Below are 25,018 nucleotides of genomic sequence, written 5' to 3' on the forward strand. Positions count from 1 at the left end.
TGGAATTTCTCCGTTCATGTTCTTGATTTGTTCTCGTGCTGTGTTAGCTTCAAAGCATGAGCCGAGCATCCTCTCATGCCCTCAAGCACCCGCCGGTAACGGCGCCCTCCGATAACCCGGCGGGTGCACCTTCCCCTTTTCCCGAGCTTGCGGTCGCGATCGAGCGCGAGCGGCGGCGCGGCCGCGGCGCGCAGTCCAACGCCAGCGGCCGCTACGAGGCCGAGGCGCGCGTTGCCTTCGACGACGGCTGGCAGAGCCTCGAGGACCTGCCGCCATTTGCGACCAGCGTGGCGCTCGACACCTCGCGCAAGGTGATCACCCGCAACGACTCGCCCGACATCGGCTTCGACCGTTCGATCAATCCCTATCGTGGCTGTGAGCATGGCTGCGTCTATTGCTTCGCGCGGCCGACCCACGCCTATCTCGGCCTGTCGCCGGGGCTGGACTTCGAATCGAAGCTGTTCGCCAAGCCGGACGCACCCGCGCTGCTCGAGAAGGAGCTGGCGGCTCCGGACTACGAGGCGCGGATGATCGCGATCGGCACCAACACCGATCCCTATCAACCGATCGAGCGCGACCGGAAGATCATGCGCGGCATCCTCGAGGTGCTGGAGCGCGCCGGCCATCCGGTCGGCATCGTCACCAAGTCAGCGCTGGTCACCCGCGACATCGACATCCTGGCACGTATGGCCAAGCGCAATCTCGCCAAGGTCGCGCTCTCGGTGACGACGCTCGACCCGAAACTCGCCCGCACCATGGAGCCGCGCGCCTCGACCCCGCCGAAGCGGCTCGAGGCGATCAAGCGGCTCGCCGATGCCGGCATCCCGACCACGGTGATGGTCGCACCTGTGATCCCGGCGCTGAACGACTCCGAGATCGAGCGCATCCTCCCTGCCGCCGCACATGCCGGCGCCAGGGAGGCGAGCTACGTGCTGCTGCGCCTGCCGCTCGAGGTGCGCGATCTGTTCCGCGAATGGCTGATGGCGAACTATCCCGACCGGTACCGTCACGTCTTCACGCTGATCCGCGACATGCGTGGCGGCCGCGACTACGACTCGCAATGGGGCACCAGGATGAAGGGCACCGGCCCGATGGCCTGGATGATCGGTCGCCGCTTCGAGATCGCCTGCGAAAAGCTCGGCCTCAACAAGAGGCGGACCAAGCTGACCACCGATCACTTCGCCAAGCCGAAGCGTAACGGGCAGCAACTCAGTCTATTCTAGGCGGACCCGTAGCCCGGATGGAGCGCAGCGAAATCCGGGTCTGTTCGACCCGTGGCCGAAGATTTCCCGGATTGCGCTTCGCTCCATCCGAGCTACGAAGACGTCAAACAGTGAGTGCAAACATGAGTAACACCCCGACCGCACGCTTCACCGTCCTCACGCTCGGCGTCAGCGACATGCGCGCCAGCATCGGCTTTTATGAATCGCTTGGCTTCACCAGGAAGATGCGCGCGACCGGCGAGGAGGTCGCCTTCTTCGAGACCGGCGGCACCGTGCTCGGCCTGTTCCCGTGGCATCTGCTCGCCGCCGATGCCGGGCTGCCGGATCAGCCACGGCCGTCAGCGTTCCGCGGCGTCGCGATCGCCTGGAACTGCAACGACGACGCCGAGGTCGATCGTGTGATGGCGTTCGCGCTGTCGAAAGGCGCCAGGCTGCTGAAACCCGCGCAGCCGACCAGCTATGGCGGCTATTGCGGTTATTTCGGCGATCCCGACGGCCACGCCTGGGAAGTGGTGCGCGCGCCGGGCTTTGAGGTTCGCGACGACCGCCGGGTGTCAATTCCCGATTAGAGCGCCGACCCCGATTAGAGCGGCGGATTGAATAACGGGGAAGGGCGCCAGGTTCCCGGTTGCGCCGCGGGCCGGGCTTGATCACGATCCCGGCATGATTCGGGACAAGTCCAATAGCACGTCAAAGACCGCGTCGAAGAAGAAACCGGCCGAGCCGGCCAAGCCGGACAAGCGCGTCATCGTGGTGACGCGGCCGAGCTTTCGGCGCGAGCGCGCGCTGATCAAGCGCGGTGTCTGGCCGGTTGCCGGCTGCGACGAGGCCGGGCGCGGGCCGCTGGCGGGTCCGGTGGTCGCCGCCGCCGTGGTGCTGGACCCAAATCGGATACCCAAGGGCCTCGATGATTCGAAGCGGCTGACCGTCGAGCGCCGCGAGGAACTGTTCGAGGAAATCTGCGCGACAGCAGCGTTCTCGGTCGCGGTGGCGTCACGGGCGCGGATCGACCGCGACAACATCCTGCGGGCCTCGCTGTGGGCGCTGGCGCGCGCGGTGCATGCGCTGCCGGAAATGCCGAAGCACGTCTTCGTCGACGGCCGCGACAAGCTCGCCACGTCCTGCGACTGCGATGCCGTGATCGGCGGCGACGGCATCGTGGCCTCGATCGCGGCGGCCTCGATCATCGCCAAGGTGACGCGCGACCGCCTGATGTGCGCGCTGGCGCTGGATTGTCCCGGCTACGGCTTCGAGCAGCACAAGGGCTATGCCGTCCCCGAGCACCTCGAGGCGCTCGACCGGCTCGGCCCCAGCAGCCATCACCGCAGCTTCTTCGCCCCCGTCGTCGCGGCGCGGTTGAAGCATTTCCCGGTCCCGGCGGAGCCGGACCTGTTCACGTTGGACGCCGAAAGCGAAGCCGCGGCATCCGAAGCGGCGTAAAGCGCGGCGGCGGCGCACTCTCGGCTGTCATCGCCCGGCTCGCCGCCTCCGCTAAAGCTTCGGCGCGCCAGGGGGCCGTGGCCTCGTCGAAGCCTTGGCGAAGACGGGACCGGGCGATCCAGTATTCCAGAGACCGTTGTGCTCAAGCCTGGCCGCCGCGGCGTACTGGATCCCCGCCTTCGCGGGGCATGACAGCGATGTTTGACTTTGCACCGTGGACACATCTAGCCCGGTTGCCTCCATCGCCGCCGCCGTTTATCAAAAAACCTCGGGATCAGATGGCGCCGCTTGATACGGGTGGCTGGGGCATTTCAGGCGTTTCATGCGGTTTACCTCCCTGGTTGTCGAACTGATCCGCGCCCGGCCGCGCCTCGTGGTCTGGATCGTGGTGCTGGCGCAGGCCGCGATCTGGCTGTTCCTGCCGGCCATCTTCTACGGCAGTCCGCCCGGCAACCTCGCCACCATCCTCGCCTTCGGCCGCGAATATCAGGTCGGCACCGACATGGGGCCGCCGCTCGCGTTCTGGCTCGCCGACATCGCCTTCCGCGCCGTCGGCAATCACGTGTTCGGCGTCTATCTCCTGGCGCAGGTCTGCGAGATCGTCACCTTCATCGCCTTCTACGGCCTGGCGCGCGCCATCGTCGGCGGCCCGCAGGGCGTGCTGGCGGTGCTGCTGTCGATGACGGTCGTGGTGTTCTCCTCGCCGAGCGTCGAGTTCGGCCCGCTGATCCTGGCGCGCCCGCTCTGGGCGCTGCTGCTGCTGCATTCCTGGCAACTGATCGGGCAGAACCGGCGCAGCGCCTGGTTCGCCTGGTCGATCGATTGCGGCCTCCTGCTGCTGACGACGCCGGCAGCGATTGGCATGATCCTGCTCGTGACCGGCTTTGCGCTCGCAACCGAGCGCGGGCGGCGCATGCTCAAATCGGTCGATCCGATCTACGCGCTGCTCGTCATCATCGTGCTGGCGCTGCCCTACCTGATCTGGCTGCTCCGCGCCGACGTGCTGGCGCTGCCGGCCTTGCCGGCATTCGCCGATCTCAGGGCGCACGCGCTGCGCTGGGGCGTGGTGCTCGGCGGGCTGATCGTGGCGACCGCCGCGATCGCGCTGCTGGCGATCCTCAATTCGCGCTGGTTCGCCCGCGATACGGAGGATGCTCCGATTATCTATCGTCCGCCCGTCAGTCAGCTGGCGCGGCAATTCGTGTATTTCTTCGCGTTCGCGCCGGCGATCGCCAGCAGCTTCGTCTCCGGGCTGTTCAATCTCGATCGCGCCTTCGGCGGCGCCGGCGTGGCGCTGTTGATGTCCGGGCTTGCCGTCGTGGTCGCGACCGGCGACTTGATCCCGCTCAGGCGGCAGCGGTTGCTGCGTTCGGTCTGGGCCCTGGCGGTCGCGGCGCCTGCGGCGCTCGCGCTGGCGGCGGCTCTGTTCCTGCCCTGGACCAGCACCACGGAGGCGTCCACCTCGCTGCCGGCAGCCGCGATGGGCCGCTTCTTCGATGACAGCTATGAGCGCCGCACCAACCAGCGCCTGCGCGCGGTGGCCGGCGATCCCGAACTTGCCAGCCTGATTGCAATGAACCGCCGCCGCCCGCATCTTTTGCTCGACGCCACGCCGCAGCGGACGCCGTGGCTGTCGGTCGCAAAATTCAACGAGACCGGCGGCGTCGTGGTGTGGCGCGCACAGGACACCGCCGGCACGCCGCCGCCCGACATCGCGCAGCGCTTCCCCGGCCTTGTGCCGGAAGTGCCGCGTTCGTTCGACCGGCTGGTCAACGGACGGCAGCCGGTGCTGCGGATCGGCTGGGCGATCGTGCGGCCGAAGGGGACGTGATTTGACGTGGAGCCGTAGCCCGGATGAAGCGGAGCGAAATCCGGGGCCGCTCTTTCACTCGACCTGATCCACCCGGATTGCGCGGAGCCTGTCATCGGGCGCGCGTCCGCGCGACCCGTTGGCTCCATCCGGGCTACGAAGCTACGCCACCTGCAGCACCTTCGCGATTGCGCGCAGATCCTGCCACGACAGCCGCTTGTACGACGGCGAGCGCAGCAGATAGGCCGGATGGAAGGTGGCGACGGCGCGGATTGTGCGGGTGCCGGTGTCGTAGTCGATCCATTTGCCGCGCGTGCGCATGATGCCCTCGCGCGTTCCGAGCAGCGCCTGCGTCGAGGGATTGCCGAGCGTCACCAGCACGTCGGGATTCACGAGTTCGATATGGCGCTGGATGAAGGGCAGGCACACCTGCGTCTCCTGCGGCGTCGGCGTACGGTTGCCGGGCGGCCGCCACGGGATCACGTTGGCGATATAGGCTTTGCTGCGGTCGAGCCCGATCGCGGCGATCATGCGGTCGAGCAGCTTGCCGGAGCGGCCGACGAACGGCAGGCCCTCGATGTCCTCGTCGCGGCCCGGTGCCTCGCCGACGAACATCACGCGCGCCTGCGGATTGCCGTCGGCGAACACCAGCCTGTTCGCGGTGTGCTTCAGCGCGCAGCCGTCGAAATTCTCCATCAGCATGCGCAGGGCTTCAAGCGTCGGCGCGGTCCGCGCAGCCTCGCGCGCGGAAGCGATCGCGGCATCCGGCGCCACGGTGATTTCGCTGCGCGGAACTGACGGCATCGGCGGCGGACGCAGCGGATTGGGCGCAACTGATGGACGCGGTGCGGCAGGGGCGGGAACTGGCTCCGGCTCCTCGAGCCGGTTGATCGGCGCATCGCCGAGCGCGCAATCGACCCCGGCCTCGAGGTAAAAGGCCAGCAATTGCTGCAGTGTAGGGGTAGGCTCGGGCGGCAGGGCCATCATGGGCGCAATCTAGAGCATCGACCAGAAAAGTGGAGGGCGGTTTTCGGAAAGATTATTCTCTGCGGTATCCGGGCCGTGCAAACCCATGGAAGCGCAATTCCATGGTTGTCCTTCCGCCAAAAATCGGAAACAACGACCCGTGAAAAGCTTAGAAGCGTTCTCAATGGGCTGAGATCAAAGATCATGAGTGCTGAAGACCTTCCTCCGCGCGAGTCTATGGAATTCGACGTCGTCATCGTCGGCGCCGGCCCGTCGGGCCTGTCGGCAGCGATCCGGCTGAAGCAGCTCAATCCGGAGCTCTCGATCGTCGTGGTGGAGAAGGGCTCCGAGGTCGGCGCGCACATCCTCTCGGGTGCGGTGATCGATCCGGCCGGGCTCGACAAGCTCGTGCCCGACTGGCGCGAGGATGCCGACTGTCCTCTGAAGACGCAGGTCAAGGACGACCGCTTCTACTGGACGACGTCGCAGGGCTGGTTCCGCATCCCGAACTTCATCATGCCGCCGTTGATGCACAATCATCACAACTACATCGGCTCGCTCGGCAATGTCTGCCGCTGGCTGGCACCGAAGGCGGAAGCGCTCGGCGTCGAGATCTATCCGGGCTTTGCCGCGGCCGAAGTGCTTTATGACGACAAGGGCGCGGTGCGCGGCATCGCCACCGGCGACATGGGCATCGCCAGGGACGGCAGCCACAAGGATTCCTACACCCGGGGCATGGAGCTGCTCGGCAAGTACACGCTGTTCGCCGAAGGCGCACGCGGCTCGCTGTCCAAGCAGCTGATCGCGAAGTTCAATCTCGATGCCAACTCCGAGCCGCCGAAGTTCGGCATCGGCCTCAAGGAGGTCTGGCAGATCGACCCGGCGAAGCACAAGAAGGGTCGGGTGCAGCACACGCTTGGCTGGCCGCTGAACGACAAGACCGGCGGCGGCTCGTTCCTCTATCACTACGACGACAACCGCGTCGCGGTCGGCTTCGTGGTGCATCTGAACTACAACGACCCCTATCTGTCGCCGTTCGACGAATTCCAGCGCTTCAAGACCCATCCCGATGTCCGCGAGCTGTTCGAGGGCGGCAAGCGGCTCGCCTATGGCGCGCGCGCCATCACCGAGGGCGGCTATCAGTCGGTGCCGCGGCTCTCGTTCCCCGGCGGCGCGCTGATCGGCTGCGCGGCGGGCTTCGTCAACGTGCCGCGCATCAAGGGCGTCCACAATGCGATGGGCTCCGGCATGCTCGCCGCCGAGCATGTCGCGGCCGCGCTCGGCGCCGGCCGCGCCAATGACGAGCTCGTCGAGTACGAGAACGCCTGGCGCTCGTCGGCGATCGGCAAGGACCTGTTCAAGGTCCGCAATGCCAAGCCGCTGCTGTCGAAGTTCGGCAATTTGCTCGGAATGGCGCTCTCCGGCTTCGACATGTGGTGCAACACGCTCGGCTTCTCGCTGTTCGGCACCCAGTCGCACGCCAAGCCGGACCGCAAGACGCTCGATCCGTCCAAGCAGCACCAGCCGATCGCCTATCCGAAGCCGGACGGCAAGATCTCGTTCGACAAGCTGTCGTCGGTGTTCCTGTCCAACACCAACCATGAGGAGGACCAGCCGGTCCATCTCAAGGTTGCCGACCTCAATCTGCAGAAGACCTCGGAACACGACGTGTTCGCCGGTCCTTCCAACCGCTATTGCCCGGCCGGCGTTTATGAATGGGTCGAGGAATCGACGGGTCCGCGCTTCCAGATCAACGCCCAGAACTGCGTCCATTGCAAAACCTGCGACGTGAAGGACCCCAACGGCAACATCACCTGGGTTCCGCCGGAAGGCGGCGGCGGTCCGAACTACGAGGCAATGTGAGGCCAGGGTGAGCTCGAGGCGGCCGACCACATTTGCGTGAGGCGGCCGCGCGAGTTGCCGCAACCTCCGCTTTGCCTCTCCGCGCGTGGAGCGGCCGGATTGCACTTCAGGTTACAACGGAAGACGCGGAAAAGGGTGCCGTGGCACCCTTATCTCGCGCCTTTTTGCGTCCGCGCTCGAATATGCCTGGCCCGGTCACGATACCGCCATAGTGGAAGCGTCTTGCGGAGGCTGGCTGGATCGGCGGGCCTAAAGGCCTAATCTGCCAATTGATTCGTCATGGGTTGCCTTTGGGCGATCCTTGCGGATAAGCGCCAAAAGCGGCATTGTCCCCCGCCGTGATGCCGCCGCTTGGGTTCGCATTTTGAGACTGATCGCAAGATCTTGGCCATAAAATCCATCTTGGCGTAAATCCCTGGAGCAAGGCGACCGTGATGCTGTCCACCCGATTCCACCGCCTGACGATTGCCGTTCTCGCTGCCGCGGCTCTTGCCGTGCCTGCGCAGCTTGCAGCGCAAACGCCGGACCATCCGACCGACAATACCGCGCAGTTCCCGTCCAAGAACGACCTGAAGTCGCTGACCACCGCCGGCAGCTATCTCGCCGCCCGCCACGCCAGCGTCGAGCGCGATGCGACCTCGGCCGCGACGTTCTACCGCTCGGCGCTGCGCACCGACCCGAAGAATTCGGAGCTGCTCGACCGCGCCTTCATCTCCTCGCTCGCCGACGGCGACATCGAGGAGGCGGTCAAGCTTGCCGACCGCATCCTGACCCAGGACAAGGCCAACCGCGTCGCGCGCCTGGTCGTCGGCGTGCGCGATCTCAAGCTGAAGAAATATGCCGCCGCGCAGTCCAACATCAACCAGTCGGTGCGCGGCCCGATCACCGATCTCGTCGCGACGCTGCTGTCGGCCTGGGCCGCCTATGGCGCCGGCGACAGCAAGGCCGCGGTCGCCTCGATCGACAAGCTGACCGGCCCCGAGTGGTACCCGATCTTCAAGGACCTCCATGCCGGCATGATCTACGAGCTGTCCGGCAAGGAGAAGGATGCCGGCGCCCGCTTCGAGCGCGTCTACAAGCTCGACGATTCGATGCTGCGCACGGTCGACGAATATGCGCGCTGGACCTCGCGCAACAAGGACGCGGCCGCCGCGACCGCGATGTACGAGGCCTTCGACAAGAAGCTGCCGCGTCACCCGCTGGTGCTGGAAGGCATCAAGGAGACCAAGGCCGGCAAGAAGCTGCCGCCGCTGGTCGAGTCACCGCAGGCCGGCGCGGCCGAGGCGCTGTACGGCATCGGCGCGACGCTGACCCGCCGCGGCGGCGAGGACCTCGCGCTGGTCTATCTGCAGCTCGCGCTCTATCTGCAGCCCAACCATCCGCTGGCGCTGCTGTCGCTCGCCGATCTCTATGAATCGGTGAAGAAGCCGCAGATGGCGATCAAGGTCTATGAGCGGATGCCGGCGTCCTCGCCGCTGAAGCGCAACGCGCAGATCCAGCTCGCGACCAATCTCGACGCCGCCGACCGCAGCGACGAGGCGATCAAGATCCTCAAGGAAGTCACATCGGATCAGCCGAAGGACATCGAGGCGATCCTGGCGCTCGGCAATATCGAGCGCGGCCGCAAGAAGTTCGCCGACTGCGCCACCACCTATTCGCAGGCGATCGACGCACTGCCGGCCGGCGGCGACAAGAACGCCTGGGTCACCTATTACTATCGCGGCATCTGCGAGGAGCGCTCCAAGCAGTGGAACAAGGCCGAGGCCGACATGCGCAAGGCGCTCGAGCTGCAGCCCGAGCAGCCGCATGTGCTGAACTATCTCGGTTATTCCTGGATCGACCAGGGCATCAACCTCGACGAAGGCATGAAGATGATCAAGCGTGCCGTCGATCAGCGCCCTGACGACGGCTACATCGTGGACTCGCTCGGCTGGGCCTATTACCGGATCGGCAATTACGAGGAGGCGGTCAAGAACCTCGAGCGCGCGATCGATCTGAAGCCGGAAGATCCGACCATCAACGACCATCTCGGCGACGCTTACTGGCGCGTCGGCCGCACCCTGGAAGCCAAGTTCCAGTGGGCGCATGCCCGCGACCTCAAGCCCGAGCCGGAAGAGCTGCCGAAGATCCAGGCCAAGATCGACAACGGGCTGCCGGATGACACCTCCAACGCCGCCGCCGCCGAGAAGAAGAAGGACGACGACGGCAAGGGCGGCTGAGCGGCGGTCGTCGCGCTGCATCTTCATAAAATACCGTGATGCCCGGGCAAAAGCGCGAAGCGCGTCTTCGCGCAAGATGTCCCGGGCATTGACGTTTGCCCGTCATGGCCGGGCTTGACCCGGCCATCCATCCCTTCGAGAAATTCGTTCTTGGTTGATAGATGCCCGGGGCATAGGCGAGCGGAAGCGACGCCGTCCTTCAGACGGCTATGCCCGGGCATGACGAGTCATGGCGGAATTTCCATCCCAACAAAGGGATAGGATCGTACGGCGATTTACGCTAATCGCATCACGATGTTTGTTTTTTAGGGGTTTATCGCCGTGCCGGCGCTGATTGAAGAAGGGCGTGCCAAGGTCAACCTGACGCTGAAGGTTGTCGGGCGGCGCGTCGACGGGTTTCACGACTTGGAGAGCGTCGTCGCGTTTGCCGATTGCGCCGATCGCCTCACGCTCGAGCCGGGACCGGGGCTGTCGCTTTCGATGGCGGGGCCGCTGGCCGATGCCTGCGGCGACACCTCTGACAATCTGGTGCTGAAGGCCGCGCGGCTGCTCGGCGAGCGCGTCGCGGACCTCGAGGTCGGTCACTTCACGCTGGAGAAGGTGCTGCCGGTTGCGGCCGGCATCGGCGGCGGCTCGGCGGACGCCGCGGCGGCGCTGCGGCTGTTGGCGCGGCTCAATGAGCTCTCGCTCGACGATAGCCGGATCATGGAGGTCGCGCTGCAGACCGGCGCCGACGTGCCGGTGTGCGTCGCCTCGCGGGCCTGCGACATGACCGGCGTCGGCGAAGGCCTGCTGCCGCTCGACCTGCCGAAAATGCCGTGCGTGCTGGTCAATCCGCGCGTGCCGGTTGCGACCAGGGACGTCTTCAATGCGCTCGGTCTGCGCAACGGCGAGCTCCTGATCGGCGCCACCGACGTCGTGATGCAGGCGCCGTCATGGCCGGAAGCCGGCCGCGCGATCGACGATTGGATCGCGGCGCTGGCGCGCGGCACCAACGATCTCGAAGCCCCCGCGGCGCGCATCGAGCCTGTCATCAGTGACGTGCTGTCCGCCCTGCTCGAGACCAGGGACGTTCGTCTGGTGCGCATGTCGGGCTCGGGCGCGACCTGCTTTGCCGTGTTCGGAACCGACGCCGACGCCGAGGCGGCCGGCGAACAACTCCGCGCCGATCACCCCGGCTGGTGGGTGCATGCGGGCACGCTGAGCTAGCGCGCGCCCATTCTCTCTCCGTGATTCCGAGGCTCGCGCCAGGAGGCGCGCCCTCAGGCGCGCAATTGCGCACTGGGGAATGACGACGGAGAGGGGTGCGACAAAACAACCCGACGGGCAACTCAGCAAAACCTGTCAATCCTCGCGCGCGAAAATATTTCGCTTTATCCGAAGCGCGAAGCTCGGACAGTGTCGCGAGAAGGCGGAAGTTTGAATCACTGACCGTGCCACCTACTCGGTGTCGTCCCTGCCTAGTGCGCAATTGCGCACTAGGCAGGGACGACAGGGGCATTTGCGGCGCGCCCATCCCGCCCCAACGCCGGGCAGCCTTGCGGGGCCATTGCTTGGCAAGCCAAATCCCGTTTGCCATAACAGGATGAAACAACAACGTTGCGCGTGCGGGGCCGTTCGGAATCCGCCTGCAGCCAAAGAGCCGGGAGGATGCCATGGCCAATATCCGAGTTCTCGCCACCGATCTGGAGTTTCCCGAAGGTCCCGTCGTCATGCCCGACGGTTCGGTCGTGCTGGTCGAAATCCGCGGCCAGCGGCTGACGCGGGTCTATCCCGACGGGCGCAAGGAGATCGTCGCCAAGGTGCCGGGCGGCCCGAACGGCGCGGCGCTCGGTCCCGACGGCAAGATGTACATCTGCAACAATGGCGGCTTCTCCTGGATTCCGACCCGCAACATGATCATGCCGGGGCCGCAGCCCGAGGATTATCTCGGCGGCTCGATCCAGCGCGTCGATCTGCAATCCGGCAAGGTCGAGACCGTGGTGACTAAATGCGGCGAGCACGCGCTGCGCGGGCCGAATGACCTGGTGTTCGACAGGCAGGGTGGCCTGTGGTTCTCCGACCTCGGCAAGCGCCGCGCCCGCGACATGGATGTCGGCGCGTTCTATTATCTGAAGCCCGGCATGAACGAGATCGTCGAGGCCGTGCACGGCATCCTGCCAGCCAACGGCATCGGCCTGTCGCCGGACGAGAAGACCGTCTACATCGCGGAGACGCCGACCGCGCGGCTGTGGGCGTATGAAGTTTCAGAGCCCGGCACCGTCAAGCCGCGCGATGTGATCTATCGCGGCGAGCGCGGCAAGCCGATCGCCGGCCTCGGCGGCTACCAGATGTTCGACTCGCTCGCGGTCGAGGCATCGGGCAATGTCTGCGTCGCGACGCTGGTGTCGGGCTGCATCTCGGTGATCGCGCCCGACGGCACCGTGGTCGAGCAGGTGCCGACCGGCGACCGCGTCACCACCAACATCGCCTTCGGCGGCCCCGAGCTGAAGACCGCTTACATCACACTGTCGGGCAAGGGCGAGCTGATCGCGATGGACTGGCCGCGGTCGGGATTGCCGCTGAACTTTCTGAATAGATGACGATTGCGGTTCGCGAAGCGCAATCGTCATTCCGGGATGGTGCGAAGCGCCAGACCCGGAATCTCGAGATTCCGGGTTCGATGCTGCGCATCGCCCCGGAATGACAAAGATGGAGAGATCTCGAATGCCCTGGCTTGAACCGGTCACCCTTCGCGGCGCGCATGCGCGGCTGGAGCCGTTGTCCCACGATCATCGCGACGGGCTGGTCGAGGCGGTGAAGGACGGCGAGTTGTCAAAGCTCTGGTACACCGCGATCCCGCAGCCGGAGAACATGGCCAAGGAGATCGACCGCCGGCTCGGCCTGCAAAAGGCCGGATCGATGCTGCCGTTCACGGTGTTCGACGCCGACGGCAAGATTTCCGGCATGACGACCTACATGAACGTCGACACGTCGAACCGTCGCGTCGAGATCGGCTCGACCTGGTACGCCAAGCGTGTGCAGCGCAGCGCGGTCAATACGCAGTGCAAACTGCTACTGCTGACCCATGCCTTCGAGAAGCTTGATTGCATCGCGGTCGAGTTCCGCACGCATTTCTTCAATCACCAGAGCCGGCGTGGCATCGAGCGTCTGGGTGCGAAGCAGGACGGCATTCTGCGCAGCCATCAGATCGCGCCCAACGGCACGTTGCGCGACACCGTGGTTTACAGCATCATCGCCAGCGAATGGCCGACGGTGAAGGCGCATCTGACCTATCAACTCAACGAAAAGCCGCGCTGACACGATAGTCGGCGCCAGAAACGAGACGATGGAAACGTTCGATTATGTGATCATCGGCGCAGGCTCCGCCGGGAGCGTGCTGACCAACCGCTTGAGTGAAGACGCAGGCACCAAGGTGTGCGTGCTCGAGGCGGGGCCGAGCGACTGGCATCCCTACATCCATCTGCCGGCCGGCTTCATCAAGACCTTCCATATGAAGAGCGTGAACTGGGCCTATCAGCAGGAGGTGGGTCCCTACACCGGCGGGCGCAGCATCTATGCGCCGCGCGGCAAGACGCTCGGCGGCTCGTCCTCGATCAATGGCCACATCTACAACCGCGGCCAGCGCCAGGACTTCGACACCTGGGCGCAGCTCGGCAATCGCGGCTGGGGCTATCCCGACGTGCTGCCCTATTTCCGGCGCATGGAGAGAAGGATCGGCGAGGGCGACGACACCTATCGCGGCCGCGACGGCAACCTCACCGTCACCACCATGGACTGGCAGGATCCACTCTGCGAGGCCTTCATGGCAGGCGCGGTCAGCCTCGGCATTCCGCGCAATCCTGATTACAACGGCCAGTTACAGGAAGGCGTGTCGTACTGCCAGCGCACCATCCTAAACGGCCGCCGGGTCAGCGCCGCGACCGCGTTCCTGCATCCGGCGCGGCGGCGGCCCAATGTCGATGTGCGCACGCATGCGCATGTCACCGGCATCATCTTCGAGGGCAAGCGCGCGGTCGGCGTGCGCTACAACCGCGGCGGCAAGCACGGCGATCCCCTGGATATCCGCGCTACCAAGGAGGTCATCCTCTCCGGCGGCGCCTACAACTCGCCGCAGCTGTTGCAGCTCTCCGGCGTCGGCGCGCCCGAGCTGTTGCAGGCGCACGGCATCGAGGTGCGCCACGCGCTGCCGGGTGTCGGCGAAGGTTTGCAGGATCATTACGCGCCGCGCTCGGTGGCGCGGGTCAAGAACATCAGGACCATCAACGAGCTTCGCCGCGGCTTCAGCCTGTGGGGCGAGGCGATCAAATGGGCGACGACGCGGCGCGGCCTGCTGTCGCTGTCGCCGACCATGGTCTACTGCTTCTGGCATTCCGGCGAGACCACCGAGAGCTCCGATCTGCAGCTCACCTTCACGCCGGCGAGCTACAAGGAAGGCGTGCAGGGCCAGCTCGAGGACGAGCCCGGCATGACGGTGGCGTCATGGCAGCAGCGGCCGGAGAGCCGCGGCTATGTCCGGATCCGCTCCGCCGATCCGTTCGCGCCGCCGATCATCCAGACCAACTACCTTGCCGAGGAGATCGACCGCCGCGTCGTCGTCGCCGGCATGAAGCTGGCGCGCCGGCTGCTCGCCTCCGAGCCGCTCGGTCCGTATTACGCCTACGAGGACTTTCCGGGCCCGAAGGTCACGAGCGACGACGAGCTGCTCGCGGCCGCGACCGAGCGCGGCACCACCACCTTCCATCCCGGCTGCACCTGCCGGATGGGACCGGCGGACGCGCCGTGGGCGGTGGTCGACGACCAGCTTCGGGTCCATGGCATGGAGGGCCTGCGCGTGATCGACGCCTCGATCATGCCGCGGATGATCTCGGCCAATCTCAACGCCTCGACCCTGATGATCGCCGACAAGGCCTCCGACATGATCCGCGGCAAGGCGCCCGAGGCGGCTGCGAAGCTGCCGGAGTATGCGTGAGGGAATAGAGGCGAGCGCGATGGATGTTGCTTCTTGATCAGCGCGCTGTGTCTAACACCGTCATGCTGAGGAGGCCGCGAAGCGGCCGTCTCGAAGCACGACGGCCCGACTGGGGCCGTGCATCCTTCGAGACGCGCTACGCGCTCCTCAGGATGACGGGACTAATATCAGGAGCTCAGCCGTAGACGAACGCCTTGTCCTTGAGGTCGATCGCAGGGAATTCGTCCTTCTCGGCCCAGTAGTCCTGATTGTGCTGCCACTCCGGCTTGTCGCCGCGCTTTGGCAAGAGGTGCATGCCGCGCATCATGTAGCCGGGGTTGAAGTTCTCCGGATCGATCCACGGCAGCAGCGGCATGTTGTGGTCTTCGGGGCGAAGCTCCGGCGTCACCTTGTTCGCGCCGGTCGCCTTCATGTGCTGCAACAGGCGGCAGACGAAGTCGCCGACCAGATCGACGCGCAAGGTCCAGCTGGCGCGGAAATAGCCGAACACCCAGACGAGGTTCGGCACGCCGGTGAACATCATGCCGCGATAGGTCACGGTATCGGCGAAGTCGAGCGGCTTGCCGTCGATCTCGAAGTCGATGCCGCCATTGGCCGAGAGGTGGAAGCCGGTCGCGGTGATGATGATGTCGGCCTCGAGCTCTTTGCCGGACTTGAGCAGGATGCCCGTCTCGGTGAAGCGGTCGATCTCGTCGGTGACGACCGACGCCTTGCCGCCCTTGATGGCGTGGAACAGGTCGGCATCCGGCACGAAGGCGATGCGCTGCCGCCACGGCCGGTAGCTCGGCGTGAAATGCGTGGCGATGTCGTAGTCCTTGCCGAGGACGGCTTCGACCGCTGCCAGCAGGTCCTTCTTGGCGCCCTCGGGCTCGGCGAAGGTCCGCCTGGTGAAGGCGTCCTGCTCGAACAGGATCTTGCGGCGGGTGATCTCGTGGATCCAGTGCTCGTCGACCTGCAGCCTGCGCAGCTCCTCGGCGATCTCGATCGCGTTGCGGCCGGTGCGGAAATAGGTCGGCGAGCGCTGCAGCATGGTGACATGGCCGGCGTCCTTGGCCATCGCCGGGATCAGGGTCGCGGCGGTGGCGCCGGAGCCGATCACGACCACGCGCTTGCCCTTGTAGTCGAGGTCGTCGGGCCAGGTCTGCGGATGCACGACGGTGCCCTTGAACTTCGCCATGTCGGTCCATTCGGGCGTATAGCCGGCGTCGTGGCGATAATAGCCCTGGCACATCCAGAAGAAGTTGGTGGTGAAGCGCAGCCGCTCGCCGGTATCGATGCGCGTCGCATCGATGGTCCAGAGATTGGTCTCGTTCGACCACTTCGCCGCGGTGATGGTGTGGCGATAGCGGATGTGACGGGCGATGTCGTTCTCCTCGATCACCTCGCCCATGTACTTCAGGATCTCGGCCGCGGTTGCGATCGGCGCGCTGGTCCACGGCTTGAAGCGATAGCCGAAGGTGTGCAGGTCGCTGTCGGAGCGGATGCCGGGATAGCGGTGGGTGGACCAGGTACCGCCAAAACTCTTCTGCGTCTCCAGCACCACGAAGCTGGTGCCGGGGCATTGCGTGGTGAGGTGGTAGGCGGCGCCGACGCCGGAGATGCCGGCGCCTGCGATCAGGACGTCGAAGTGCTCTGTCGTGACGGGCTCGGCGGCCCGGATCTGGGTTTGGACGTTCATCTTCCCTGGTCTTCTTGCTTGTTGGCTTGTTTCTTGAACTGCAGAAGCAAAACGCCGGAGCCATCGCCCCGGCGTTTGCCGATATCGGAACTAGACTTCGCGGCGGCTGAGGAAAGCCAGCCGCTCGAACAGATGCACGTCCTGCTCGTTCTTGAGCAGCGCGCCATGCAGCGGCGGGATCAGCTTGCGCGGATCGCGCTCGCGCAGCATCTCGGGGGTGATGTCCTCGTTCAACAGCAGCTTGAGCCAGTCGAGCAGTTCCGAGGTCGAGGGCTTCTTCTTCAGGCCCGGCACCTCGCGGACTTCGAAGAAGATCCGCAGCGCCTCTTCCACCAGGCGCTTCTTGATGCCGGGGAAATGCACGTCGACGATCTTGCCCATCGTCTCACTGTCGGGGAACTTGATGTAGTGGAAGAAGCAGCGGCGCAGGAAGGCGTCCGGCAGTTCCTTCTCGTTGTTCGACGTGATCATCACGATCGGGCGCAGCTTCGCCTTGATGGTCTCGCCGGTCTCGTAGACGTGGAATTCCATGCGGTCGAGTTCGAGCAGCAGATCGTTGGGGAATTCGATGTCGGCCTTGTCGATCTCGTCGATCAGCAGCACCGGACGCTTCTCGTTGGTGAAGGCCTCCCACAGCTTGCCGCGCTTGATGTAGTTCTTGATGTCGGACACGCGGGCGTCGCCGAGCTGGCTGTCGCGCAGCCGCGAGACGGCATCGTATTCGTAGAGGCCCTGCTGCGCCTTGGTGGTCGACTTGATGTGCCAGGTCAAAAGCGGCGCGTCGATCGCCTTGGCGACTTCCTCGGCCAGCACGGTCTTGCCGGTGCCGGGCTCGCCCTTCACCAGCAGCGGGCGCTCGAGCACGATGGCGGCATTGACGGCGACCTTGAGGTCATCGGTGGCGACGTAGTCCTTGGTACCCGTGAATTTCATCTATCTGTTTGCCTTGCTTCGTTCGTCGGCGGCCCGGGCCCCCACACGAAACGACCGCTCTCGCAGCGGTCGCATGTCCTCTCCGATATCTTGTCCGGTACAATTCTAATTGAAAAAGCCGGGCGGTCTAGCGCGGATTCCGCAGCGCAGCGGTACCGATGTGGGCTTCCGCATGGAATGTCATGCATCATCTTTCCGCTCTGCGGAATGATCACCGGCGTGGCGCGACCTTGCCGCGATGGCGCGGGCGCCGCCACGGATCGACGGCGGCGGAGGTAACCCGGTGAAAGTGGATGGCTGATCTCGGGATGAAGCACGGCCGGGGGCCCTTGACGCCACCGGCCCAGCGGGCGATCTAGGTGGGTATGTTCCTGCAGTTTTTCACATCGCTGCGCGACGCCCAGGTCCCCGTGACGCTACGGGAATATCTGACCTTGATGGAAGCGCTTGACGCCGATCTCGCCGAGCAGACGGTCGAGAACTTCTACTATTTGTCGCGCGCCGCGCTGGTGAAGGACGAACGCAATCTCGACAAGTTCGACCGCGTGTTCGGCACCGTGTTCAAGGGGCTCGAGAGCCTGCTCGATGCAATGGGCAAGGCGGAGATCCCCGAGGAGTGGCTGAAGAAGCTTGCTGAGAAATATCTTACCGAGGAAGAGAAGAAGCAGATCGAGGCCATGGGCTGGGACAAGCTCATGGAGACCCTGAAGAAGCGGCTCGAGGAACAGAAGGGCCGCCACCAGGGCGGCAGCAAGTGGATCGGCACCGCCGGCACCTCGCCGTTCGGCGCGCATGGCTATAATCCCGAGGGCGTCCGCATTGGGCAGGAGAAGAACCGCAACAACCGCGCCGTGAAGGTGTGGGACAAGCGCGAGTTCAAGGATCTCGACGGCAATGTCGAGCTCGGCATCCGCAACATCAAGGTGGCGCTGCGGCGGCTGCGCAAGTTCGCGCGCACCGGCGCGCCAGACGAGCTCGACCTCGACACCACGATCAAGGAGACCGCCAACCACGGCTATCTCGACGTGCACATGCGCCCCGAGCGGCGCAACGCGGTCAAGGTGCTGGTGTTCTTCGATATTGGCGGCTCGATGGATTCGCATATCGAGCAGGTCGAGGAACTGTTCTCGGCCGCCAAGAGCGAATTCAAGCACATGGAGTATTTCTACTTCCACAACTGCCTCTACGAAGGCGTCTGGAAGCAGAACAAGCGGCGCTTCACCGATCGCACGCCGACCTGGGACGTGCTGCACAAATATCCGCACGACTACAAGGTGGTGTTCGTGGGCGACGCCTCGATGTCGCCTTACGAGATCATGGTTCCCGGCGGCTCGGTCGAGCATGTCAATGAAGAGGCCGGCTCGGTCTGGCTCGATCGCATCATCCGCACCTATCCGCACGCGGTGTGGCTCAATCCGGTGGCGCAGAAGCACTGGGACTATTCGGAATCGACCACCATCATCCGCCGCCTGTTCTCCGAGCGCATGTATCCGATCACGATCGAAGGTCTGGAGAACGCGATGCGGGAGCTGGTGCGGTAACCAATCCCGTCATTCCGGACGGTCCGCAGGACCGATCCGGAATCTCGAGCTGATGAAATTCGATCGAGATTCCGGGTTCGATGCTGCCGCATCGCCCCGGAAAGACGATCAAGAAAAGCCAGGGAGAGCCCCATGCCCCAGAACATCCACCGCGGCATCAAGGTGATGATCGACGAGGCCAATGCCGAGATCGAGACCATCAGCGCGGCCGACGCGATCACGCTGATCGGCAAGAACGACGTCGTCATCGTCGACATCCGCGATCCCCGCGAGATCGAGCGCGACGGCAAGATCCCCGGCGCGTTCTCCTGCACTCGCGGCATGCTCGAGTTCTGGATCGATCCGAACAGCCCCTATGCCAAGCCGATCTTCCAGGAAGACAAGAAGTTCATCTTCCACTGCGCCGGCGGCCTGCGCTCGGCACTCGCGGCCAAGACCGCGAAGGACATGGGCCTGAAGCCGGTCGCGCATATGGGCGGCGGCTTTGCCGCCTGGCGCGAGGCCGGCGGGCCGATCGAGGCGTGGGAGGCGAAGAAGAAGGGCTAGGCAGGATGTCACACGCGGGCTTGACCCGCGTGTCCATCGCTTCAAGGCAAGATGGATTGCCGGATCAAGTCCGGCAATGACGATGGAGAAACACGCAAGATGACGATGACTGACGATCCGCTCGTTTCGACCGAATGGCTGGCTGCGCATCTCGGCGATGCCAACGTCAAGGTGCTCGACGCGACCTTCAAGCTGCCCGGCGTGCTGCCATTGCCGAAGGACGATTATCTCGCCGCGCATCTGCCGGGTGCTGTGTTCTTCGATGTCGACGCGGTGTCCGACCATGCCAATCCGCTGCCGCACATGTTTCCGAGCGTCGAGCAGTTCGGCCGCGACATCGGCGTGCTTGGCATCGGCAATGCCGACACCGTGGTGATCTACGATTCCGGCGGCTGGGTTGCGGCGCCGCGCGCCTGGTGGATGTTCCTGTCCTACGGCCATCGCAACGTGCGCATTCTCAACGGCGGCCTGAAGAAGTGGCGCGCCGAGGGCAGGGCGGTCGAGAGCGGCGAGGTGAAGCCGAAGCCTGCGACCTTCAAGGCGAGCTACGATCCGCAGCGCGTGCGCAGCATCGAGCAGATGATCGCCAATGTCGAAAGCCGTGCCGAGCAGGTGATCGATGCGCGCGCCGCCGACCGCTTCGAAGGCCGCGCGCCGGAGCCGCGTCCGGGCATCCGCGCCGGCCACATCCCCGGCGCCCGCAACGTGCCCTACAACCAATTGTTCGATGCCGCGACCGGCGAGATGAAGCCGCTCGATGACCTGCGCAAGTCGTTCGCGGGCGCCGGCGTAAAGCTCGATGCGCCCATCGTCACGAGCTGCGGCTCGGGCGTCTCGGCCGGCGTGCTGACGCTGGCGCTCTACCGGCTCGGCGTCACCGAGAGCGCGCTCTATGACGGCTCGTGGTCGGAATGGGGGCAGGCGAGCGGCCCGCCGATCGCAACGGGGCCGGCCTGACAGGTCATTCCTGCTTGCTAGCGCCGGGTGAGCGGCACCAGGGTCGGCTGGCCGAACGGATCGAGCTGCTGCTGCTGAACGACCTGCCGAACCGGCGGCGCGCGGACAATCCGCCGCCGCTCCTTGCGATGTGCCGGCTTGCTGACCGCGCTGCGCTCCGGCTTCTTCGCCTCAGCGGCCTTCGGCGCCACCGGCGCTTCGACAACAACTTCAGGCCCACCCAGCGTCGCGATCTTGGTCGCGGCCGCGATCGCCTCGGGTGATGGCGGCGGGGCGGGCTCCGGCGCTGCCATTGCGGGTGCCGGCGGCGGAAGCGCGGGCTCGCTGGGGCCGGGCGGATCGGCGACGGCGGCGACCTTGGCCTCCGTAGCCGCCGGTGCGGCTTCGGCGGCAGCGGGCGTCGGCTCCGATGCCGCCGAGGGATCTGCGGTCGGAGTCTGAGCCGCAGTGTCGGCGGATTGGGCCGGCGCCGGGGTCTCCGTGGCTTGGGCCTCCGGCTTCGGCGGAGCGGGTGGGACCCGATCATCCGCCGTCACGGCGGCGACCTTCTCCGGCTCGGCTGCAGGGGCGGCGATCTCAGCGGGAGCGGCCGGTTGTTCGGACGCGGCCGGCTCGGACGGGGCTGCCGGCGTATCGGTCGTCACCTTGTCGGCGGCGGGCGGATCGACCCGCACCATGGCAAGCACGGGCGGGGTCTCGGGCTGCTGCGCGAATTGCGGCTCGGGCGGCGGCGCCCGGCGGGCCGGAATGCTGGCGAACTCTTCATGTGCCGCGCGAAACAGCGCGGCTGCCCCTAACCCGAACACCAGAAGCGAGGTCGCCAGCACGATCGCGGCGAACAGAAAACGAAGGCCGGGGAGCATGGGCGCGGGTTCCCCCTTCTGCGGGAGGGTCTTCGATGTCGAGGGAACGCGGTGACCACACAAGAAAGCCGGCGTCGCGAGCGCGAATCAGGCCGATTCGAAGATATCGCAACGTCCCGGGACTGTTTGTTACAAAATGCGGGTGATTGATGACTTTGGCCACGTGGACAAACATTCCCGACCCGTGAGACATCTTTGCCGCAGCGTTGACGCGAAATCACAAAAGGCCCGGAATAGCCCGGGTTTCGCGGATTTGTCTTGAATGCGCCGCTATCTTCCTGCATTGGGCCGTTAACAGTCCGGTGTGGCTTGGGGACTATAACAGAGCAATGATGATCAACCGCATTCTGACGATTTGCGCTGCCGCGGCTCTCGGCGTGGCAGGAACCTCGCTTGCGCATGCGCAGCAGGGTTATCCGGCGCCCCAGGGCACCGCCTATTCGACGGCACCTCAGCCCTACCCCCAGGGCAGCATGCCGGATTTCGACGCTCTCAATGACGATGACGGACAGGATTCGGCTGCACTGCCGCCGCCCGGTCCGGTGCTGTCGCCGAACGACCCGCGCTATGGCCGTCCGGCGAATGCGCCCACCTATTCCGATCGTGGCGCGCCGACCGGCCCAGTGATGTCGCCGGACGATCCGCGCTATGGCCGCCCGATGAATGCTCCTCCGGTCTATTCCGACCGTGGCGCGCCGACTGGGCCGGTGATGTCGCCCGATGATCCCCGCTATGGCCGTCCGATGGGGCCGCCGCCGGTGATCTACGGCGATCGTCCGGGTGCGCAACAAGCCAATCGCGACAATGGCGTTCCGGCCGCCGGTGTTTCCTACGGCGACGACCGCGGCGGCATGCGCCCGCCCGAGGGCGTTACCGGAGCCGTGCCGCAGCAGCAGGCACCGGTCGATGCCAATGGCAAGCCGGTGCAGATCGCGGCGCTGCCGCCGGACGAGCAGCCCGAAGACGCCCCGGCGCAACTGCCGCCGAATCTGCGTCGCCAGGAAGTGTCGTTCGCGACCAAGGAGCCGGCAGGCACGATCGTGGTCGATACGTCGAACACCTACCTCTATTACATCCTGGGCAACGGCCGCGCGGTTCGTTACGGCGTCCGTGTCGGCCGCGACGGCTTCACCTGGACCGGCGTGCAGAAGATCACCCGCAAGGCCGAGTGGCCGGATTGGCATCCGCCGACCGAGATGATCGAGCGTCAGCCCTATCTGCCGCGCTTCATGGCCGGCGGACCCGGCAACCCGCTCGGCGCCCGCGCGATGTATCTCGGCTCGACCGTGTACCGTATTCACGGCACCAACCAGCCGTCGACCATCGGCAAGTTCGTCTCGTCGGGCTGTATCGGCATGCTGAATGAAGACGTCTCCGACCTGTTCGAACGCGCCAAGGTCGGCACCCGCGTGGTTGTGCTGCCCGGTGGTCCGCCGCCGGGAACGGCGACGGCTTCTGCCGCGCCCGCGAACCCGATGGCTCCCTCTGCGGCCCAGGCTCAGGCGGCCGCGCCGCTGCCCGGCACGCAGCCGACCACGGTGCAGCCGCTGCCCGCACCGGTGACGGTGCGCTAGGCCAACCGGCAAGTTCATCATTGAAAAAGGCGCGCGAATAGCGCGCCTTTTTTTGTTGCAACAAGCCGCGCATTTCGACGTTGCAGCTTGGGAAGCAATGCGATGCAGGACGTCTGCGAGACCTATCCGCCGCTGAATGCGCCAAAGCCTGTCGCCGATGACGTATGGATGATCGATGGTCCGATCATCCGGTTCGGTCCGCGCTGGTTCAAGATGCCGTTTCCAACGCGCGCGACGATCGTTCGTCTGCCGGGTGGGCGGCTGTTCATTCACTCGCCGACACCATTGCTGGCCGAGCTCAAGGCCGCAATCGTTGAGCTGGGCGTACCGCGCTGGATCATCGGTCCGAACCGTCTGCATTACTGGTGGATTCCGGAATGGAATGCTGCCTATCCCGACGCGCGCATCTTCCTTGCGCCCGGGATCAAGCAACAGGCGGACAATCGGCTGACCTTCGAAGGCGAGCCACTGGAACGATCATCCGGCTATCCCTGGGATGAGTGGATCGCGACGCTGCCGGTGGCAGGCAGCTACATGACGGAGGTCGTGTTCTTCCATCTGCCGTCGCGGACATTGCTGCTGACGGACCTGATCGAGAATTTTGAGGCCGGACGAGTCCGCTCGCCGTTGATGCGGTTCCTGATCTGGCTCGGCGGCGTGCGTGATCCCGACGGCAGCACGCCAACCGATCTGCGCTCGACCTTCCTGCAGGACAGGGACGCGATGAAGGCCGCCGTCGCCCGCATGATCGAATGGGATCCGGAGCGGATCATTCTCGCCCACGGGCGCTGGTACGACCGGGATGGCCGCGCCGAGCTCGAACGCGCGTTCCGCTGGCTCGGCTAGCCGCAGTGAATGCCGCTGTCAGGCCAGGCGCCGCGGCGGCTCGTTGCCCTTGGTGAAAGCATCGATGCACTCGACCATCTGCTGATAATGCGCCTGCAGGCTCTCGCGCGTCGCGTAGCCGAGATGCGGCGTGATCACGACGTTGTCGAGCTTGCGCAGCGGGTGATCCGACGGCAGCGGCTCGACCGAGAACACGTCGATGCCGGCGCCGGCGATCGTCTTGTCGCGCAGCGCCGCGAACAGGGCGTCCTCATCGACGATCGGCCCGCGCGCGGTGTTGACGAGATAGGCCGACGGCTTCATGCGGGCGAGATCGGCGGCGCCGACCAGTCCGCGCGAGCGCGGGCTCAGCACGACATGGATGGTGATGATGTCTGATGTCGCGAACAGCTCGTCCTTGCCGGCATAGCCGACGCCGGCCTCCTTGCACTTCTCCGGCGTCAGATTGGGACTCCAGGCGATGACGTTCATGCCGAACACTTTGGCCATGCCAGCGACCTTGCTGCCGAGCTTGCCGAGGCCGATGATGCCGAGCGTCTTGCCCTCGATCTCGGTACCGGCAAAGGTCTGCCAGGCCTCGCCGGCGCGCATGCGCGCGTTCTCGCGGCCGATGCCGCGGGTCAGTTCCAGGATCAGGCCCATGGTCAGTGGCGCGGTCGGATCGCGGCTATATTGGGTGCCGCACAACACCACCTTGCGGTCCTTGGCGGCCTCCATGTCGATCGCCGCGTTGCGCATGCCTGACGTGATCAGGAGCTGCAGTCTGGGCAACGCGTCGAGCAGGCTCTTCGGGAACGGGGTGCGCTCGCGCATCGCGCAGATGATCTCGAAATCCTTCAGCATCGTCGCCGCTTCCGCCTCGCTCGCGAACGGCTTGTCGAACACGGTGACGTCGACCCGGTCCTTGACCTTTGGCCAGTCGGCCACCGAAAGCGCGATGTCAAAATAGTCGTCGAGGATTGCACAGCGCAGCCGCGTCATCGGGGAGGTCCATTCAGGGTGAGGGCGACGGCGAGAGATCAACCGTCGGGATACCCGTCATGGTCGCGCGCAATCGGCAGGCGCGCAAGCGGCCGCGGTTTCAAAAAGCGGCGATTGTCACACGAGCGGCGACGGCTTCTGCGTCTTCGTGGCGCGGATATCGGCGAGCATCGAGCGGACCGCCGGCGACAGCGCCATCTGCTTGGCGCGACAGGCCGGACCCGGGCCGCGCATATAGTGCAGTTCCGGCCGGTAAGGATTGAAAGCCTTGGCGACGAAGGCGCGCCAAAACGCGCGGAATTCGGCGAACAGCGTCGCCTCGCCTTTGGTCGCCGGGCGCGGAAGGGGTGCTGAAATGATGGTAGCCATGACGTGGCCTCAACTGTTTTGGCCGCGGTTCTGCCGCGAAAATCGCCGTTTTTCGACGTTGAGAACGAGTTTTGGCCTGATTTATTAAAAGATGGTTTCAATTGTCGTGATTCGGCGCGCACATGACGTCGAACCCGTAATCACCCGTGGTGAAGCCGCGAAACGTGGTGAACGGACGGAAAACAGAGGTCCCGCGGTTGCGCTTTCGGGGGCCGGCCGTTACATCGGCGGCAGCAA

General features: G+C 65.4%; 21 protein-coding genes. 15 read left to right on the forward strand and 6 right to left on the reverse strand.

The genetic code is table 11. The annotated features are described in order from the left end of the window. Positions 1-56: 56 nt before the first annotated feature. From QA635_RS10605 to QA635_RS10620, 4 genes are all read left to right on the forward strand, one after another. Positions 57-1,223: a PA0069 family radical SAM protein gene (locus QA635_RS10605; protein WP_283068775.1), complete on the forward strand. Its 1,167-nt coding sequence runs from the start codon at positions 57-59 to the stop codon at positions 1,221-1,223. A 122-nt stretch (positions 1,224-1,345) separates the two neighbouring features. Beyond that, the gene (locus QA635_RS10610) at positions 1,346-1,792 is read left to right on the forward strand and encodes a VOC family protein (protein WP_018273372.1); all 447 of its coding nucleotides are present in this window, start codon (positions 1,346-1,348) and stop codon (positions 1,790-1,792) included. Between the two features lie 94 nt (positions 1,793-1,886). Then, complete coding sequence (locus QA635_RS10615; protein ID WP_225647766.1) at positions 1,887-2,663, forward strand: ribonuclease HII; 777 nt, start codon at positions 1,887-1,889, stop codon at positions 2,661-2,663. A 322-nt stretch (positions 2,664-2,985) separates the two neighbouring features. Next, positions 2,986-4,494, forward strand: a complete 1,509-nt coding sequence (locus QA635_RS10620; protein WP_283068777.1) for a glycosyltransferase family 39 protein — start codon at positions 2,986-2,988, stop codon at positions 4,492-4,494. A gap of 141 nt (positions 4,495-4,635) precedes the next feature. Here the strand turns inward: QA635_RS10620 and QA635_RS10625 are convergent, their stop codons facing one another. Next, positions 4,636-5,460, reverse strand: a complete 825-nt coding sequence (locus QA635_RS10625; RefSeq protein ID WP_425249144.1) for a uracil-DNA glycosylase — start codon at positions 5,458-5,460, stop codon at positions 4,636-4,638. A gap of 183 nt (positions 5,461-5,643) precedes the next feature. On the opposite strand from QA635_RS10625, the gene QA635_RS10630 reads away from it, so the two are divergent. The 6 genes from QA635_RS10630 (at position 5,644) to QA635_RS10655 (ending at position 14,493) form a co-directional block, all read left to right on the forward strand. Beyond that, positions 5,644-7,302, forward strand: a complete 1,659-nt coding sequence (locus QA635_RS10630) for an electron transfer flavoprotein-ubiquinone oxidoreductase (protein WP_283068778.1) — start codon at positions 5,644-5,646, stop codon at positions 7,300-7,302. Positions 7,303-7,736: 434 nt separating this feature from the next. Next, the gene (locus tag QA635_RS10635; protein WP_225160009.1) at positions 7,737-9,521 is read left to right on the forward strand and encodes a tetratricopeptide repeat protein; all 1,785 of its coding nucleotides are present in this window, start codon (positions 7,737-7,739) and stop codon (positions 9,519-9,521) included. Positions 9,522-9,842: 321 nt separating this feature from the next. Next, a complete protein-coding gene (locus QA635_RS10640) occupies positions 9,843-10,730 on the forward strand; it encodes a 4-(cytidine 5'-diphospho)-2-C-methyl-D-erythritol kinase (protein WP_283068780.1) in 888 nt (295 codons plus the stop codon). A gap of 446 nt (positions 10,731-11,176) precedes the next feature. Next, the gene (locus QA635_RS10645) at positions 11,177-12,103 is read left to right on the forward strand and encodes an SMP-30/gluconolactonase/LRE family protein (RefSeq protein ID WP_283068783.1); all 927 of its coding nucleotides are present in this window, start codon (positions 11,177-11,179) and stop codon (positions 12,101-12,103) included. Between the two features lie 124 nt (positions 12,104-12,227). Next, positions 12,228-12,821 (forward strand): GNAT family N-acetyltransferase, encoded by a 594-nt coding sequence (locus tag QA635_RS10650; RefSeq protein WP_253625584.1) that lies wholly within the window; start codon positions 12,228-12,230, stop codon positions 12,819-12,821. Positions 12,822-12,849: 28 nt separating this feature from the next. Then, positions 12,850-14,493 (forward strand): GMC family oxidoreductase, encoded by a 1,644-nt coding sequence (locus tag QA635_RS10655; protein WP_283068786.1) that lies wholly within the window; start codon positions 12,850-12,852, stop codon positions 14,491-14,493. A gap of 175 nt (positions 14,494-14,668) precedes the next feature. Here the strand turns inward: QA635_RS10655 and QA635_RS10660 are convergent, their stop codons facing one another. After that, positions 14,669-16,171 carry a flavin-containing monooxygenase gene (locus QA635_RS10660; RefSeq protein WP_283068788.1) on the reverse strand — a complete coding sequence of 501 codons (1,503 nt, stop codon included), beginning with the start codon at positions 16,169-16,171 and terminating at the stop codon, positions 14,669-14,671. Positions 16,172-16,261: 90 nt separating this feature from the next. Beyond that, complete coding sequence (locus tag QA635_RS10665; protein WP_028342982.1) at positions 16,262-17,104, reverse strand: AAA family ATPase; 843 nt, start codon at positions 17,102-17,104, stop codon at positions 16,262-16,264. 365 nt (positions 17,105-17,469) lie between these two features. Between QA635_RS10665 and QA635_RS10670 the strand changes: the two genes are divergently transcribed. From QA635_RS10670 to sseA, 3 genes are all read left to right on the forward strand, one after another. Beyond that, positions 17,470-18,645, forward strand: a complete 1,176-nt coding sequence (locus tag QA635_RS10670; protein ID WP_016847779.1) for a vWA domain-containing protein — start codon at positions 17,470-17,472, stop codon at positions 18,643-18,645. A gap of 132 nt (positions 18,646-18,777) precedes the next feature. After that, on the forward strand, positions 18,778-19,191 hold the full coding sequence (locus tag QA635_RS10675; protein WP_283068790.1) for a rhodanese-like domain-containing protein: 414 nt from the start codon (positions 18,778-18,780) through the stop codon (positions 19,189-19,191). Positions 19,192-19,290: 99 nt separating this feature from the next. Further along, on the forward strand, positions 19,291-20,148 hold the full coding sequence (sseA, locus tag QA635_RS10680) for a 3-mercaptopyruvate sulfurtransferase (protein ID WP_283068791.1): 858 nt from the start codon (positions 19,291-19,293) through the stop codon (positions 20,146-20,148). A 17-nt stretch (positions 20,149-20,165) separates the two neighbouring features. Here the strand turns inward: sseA and QA635_RS10685 are convergent, their stop codons facing one another. Beyond that, positions 20,166-21,011, reverse strand: coding sequence for a hypothetical protein (locus QA635_RS10685; protein WP_283068792.1), 846 nt, complete (start codon positions 21,009-21,011; stop codon positions 20,166-20,168). A 329-nt stretch (positions 21,012-21,340) separates the two neighbouring features. On the opposite strand from QA635_RS10685, the gene QA635_RS10690 reads away from it, so the two are divergent. Further along, positions 21,341-22,585 carry a L,D-transpeptidase family protein gene (locus QA635_RS10690; RefSeq protein WP_225160017.1) on the forward strand — a complete coding sequence of 415 codons (1,245 nt, stop codon included), beginning with the start codon at positions 21,341-21,343 and terminating at the stop codon, positions 22,583-22,585. Between the two features lie 102 nt (positions 22,586-22,687). Further along, positions 22,688-23,431, forward strand: coding sequence for a DUF4336 domain-containing protein (locus tag QA635_RS10695; protein WP_283068793.1), 744 nt, complete (start codon positions 22,688-22,690; stop codon positions 23,429-23,431). A gap of 18 nt (positions 23,432-23,449) precedes the next feature. On the opposite strand, the gene QA635_RS10700 is transcribed toward QA635_RS10695, so the two are convergent. Further along, entirely contained in the window at positions 23,450-24,412 is a 963-nt protein-coding gene (locus QA635_RS10700; RefSeq protein ID WP_283068794.1) for a D-2-hydroxyacid dehydrogenase family protein, read from the reverse strand. Positions 24,413-24,529: 117 nt separating this feature from the next. Beyond that, entirely contained in the window at positions 24,530-24,781 is a 252-nt protein-coding gene (locus QA635_RS10705) for a hypothetical protein (protein ID WP_283068795.1), read from the reverse strand. Positions 24,782-25,018 lie beyond the last annotated feature (237 nt).

Origin of the sequence: Bradyrhizobium brasilense (assembly GCF_029714345.1) — a bacterium.
GTDB classification, from domain to species: domain Bacteria; phylum Pseudomonadota; class Alphaproteobacteria; order Rhizobiales; family Xanthobacteraceae; genus Bradyrhizobium; species Bradyrhizobium australafricanum.

What these genes read in the sequence shown, in the direction of transcription:
- QA635_RS10625 (WP_425249144.1), bottom strand. Translation starts at nt 5,460, where the DNA reads ATGATGGCCCTGCCGCCCGAGCCTACCCCTACACTGCAGCAATTGCTG.
- QA635_RS10705 (WP_283068795.1), bottom strand. Translation starts at nt 24,781, where the DNA reads ATGGCTACCATCATTTCAGCACCCCTTCCGCGCCCGGCGACCAAAGGC.
- QA635_RS10645 (WP_283068783.1), top strand. Translation starts at nt 11,177, where the DNA reads ATGGCCAATATCCGAGTTCTCGCCACCGATCTGGAGTTTCCCGAAGGT.
- QA635_RS10655 (WP_283068786.1), top strand. Translation starts at nt 12,850, where the DNA reads ATGGAAACGTTCGATTATGTGATCATCGGCGCAGGCTCCGCCGGGAGC.
- QA635_RS10650 (WP_253625584.1), top strand. Translation starts at nt 12,228, where the DNA reads ATGCCCTGGCTTGAACCGGTCACCCTTCGCGGCGCGCATGCGCGGCTG.
- QA635_RS10685 (WP_283068792.1), bottom strand. Translation starts at nt 21,011, where the DNA reads ATGCTCCCCGGCCTTCGTTTTCTGTTCGCCGCGATCGTGCTGGCGACC.
- QA635_RS10605 (WP_283068775.1), top strand. Translation starts at nt 57, where the DNA reads ATGAGCCGAGCATCCTCTCATGCCCTCAAGCACCCGCCGGTAACGGCG.
- QA635_RS10660 (WP_283068788.1), bottom strand. Translation starts at nt 16,171, where the DNA reads ATGAACGTCCAAACCCAGATCCGGGCCGCCGAGCCCGTCACGACAGAG.
- QA635_RS10695 (WP_283068793.1), top strand. Translation starts at nt 22,688, where the DNA reads ATGCAGGACGTCTGCGAGACCTATCCGCCGCTGAATGCGCCAAAGCCT.
- QA635_RS10665 (WP_028342982.1), bottom strand. Translation starts at nt 17,104, where the DNA reads ATGAAATTCACGGGTACCAAGGACTACGTCGCCACCGATGACCTCAAG.
- QA635_RS10675 (WP_283068790.1), top strand. Translation starts at nt 18,778, where the DNA reads ATGCCCCAGAACATCCACCGCGGCATCAAGGTGATGATCGACGAGGCC.
- QA635_RS10670 (WP_016847779.1), top strand. Translation starts at nt 17,470, where the DNA reads ATGTTCCTGCAGTTTTTCACATCGCTGCGCGACGCCCAGGTCCCCGTG.
- sseA (WP_283068791.1), top strand. Translation starts at nt 19,291, where the DNA reads ATGACGATGACTGACGATCCGCTCGTTTCGACCGAATGGCTGGCTGCG.
- QA635_RS10690 (WP_225160017.1), top strand. Translation starts at nt 21,341, where the DNA reads ATGATGATCAACCGCATTCTGACGATTTGCGCTGCCGCGGCTCTCGGC.
- QA635_RS10615 (WP_225647766.1), top strand. Translation starts at nt 1,887, where the DNA reads ATGATTCGGGACAAGTCCAATAGCACGTCAAAGACCGCGTCGAAGAAG.
- QA635_RS10635 (WP_225160009.1), top strand. Translation starts at nt 7,737, where the DNA reads ATGCTGTCCACCCGATTCCACCGCCTGACGATTGCCGTTCTCGCTGCC.
- QA635_RS10610 (WP_018273372.1), top strand. Translation starts at nt 1,346, where the DNA reads ATGAGTAACACCCCGACCGCACGCTTCACCGTCCTCACGCTCGGCGTC.
- QA635_RS10630 (WP_283068778.1), top strand. Translation starts at nt 5,644, where the DNA reads ATGAGTGCTGAAGACCTTCCTCCGCGCGAGTCTATGGAATTCGACGTC.
- QA635_RS10620 (WP_283068777.1), top strand. Translation starts at nt 2,986, where the DNA reads ATGCGGTTTACCTCCCTGGTTGTCGAACTGATCCGCGCCCGGCCGCGC.
- QA635_RS10700 (WP_283068794.1), bottom strand. Translation starts at nt 24,412, where the DNA reads ATGACGCGGCTGCGCTGTGCAATCCTCGACGACTATTTTGACATCGCG.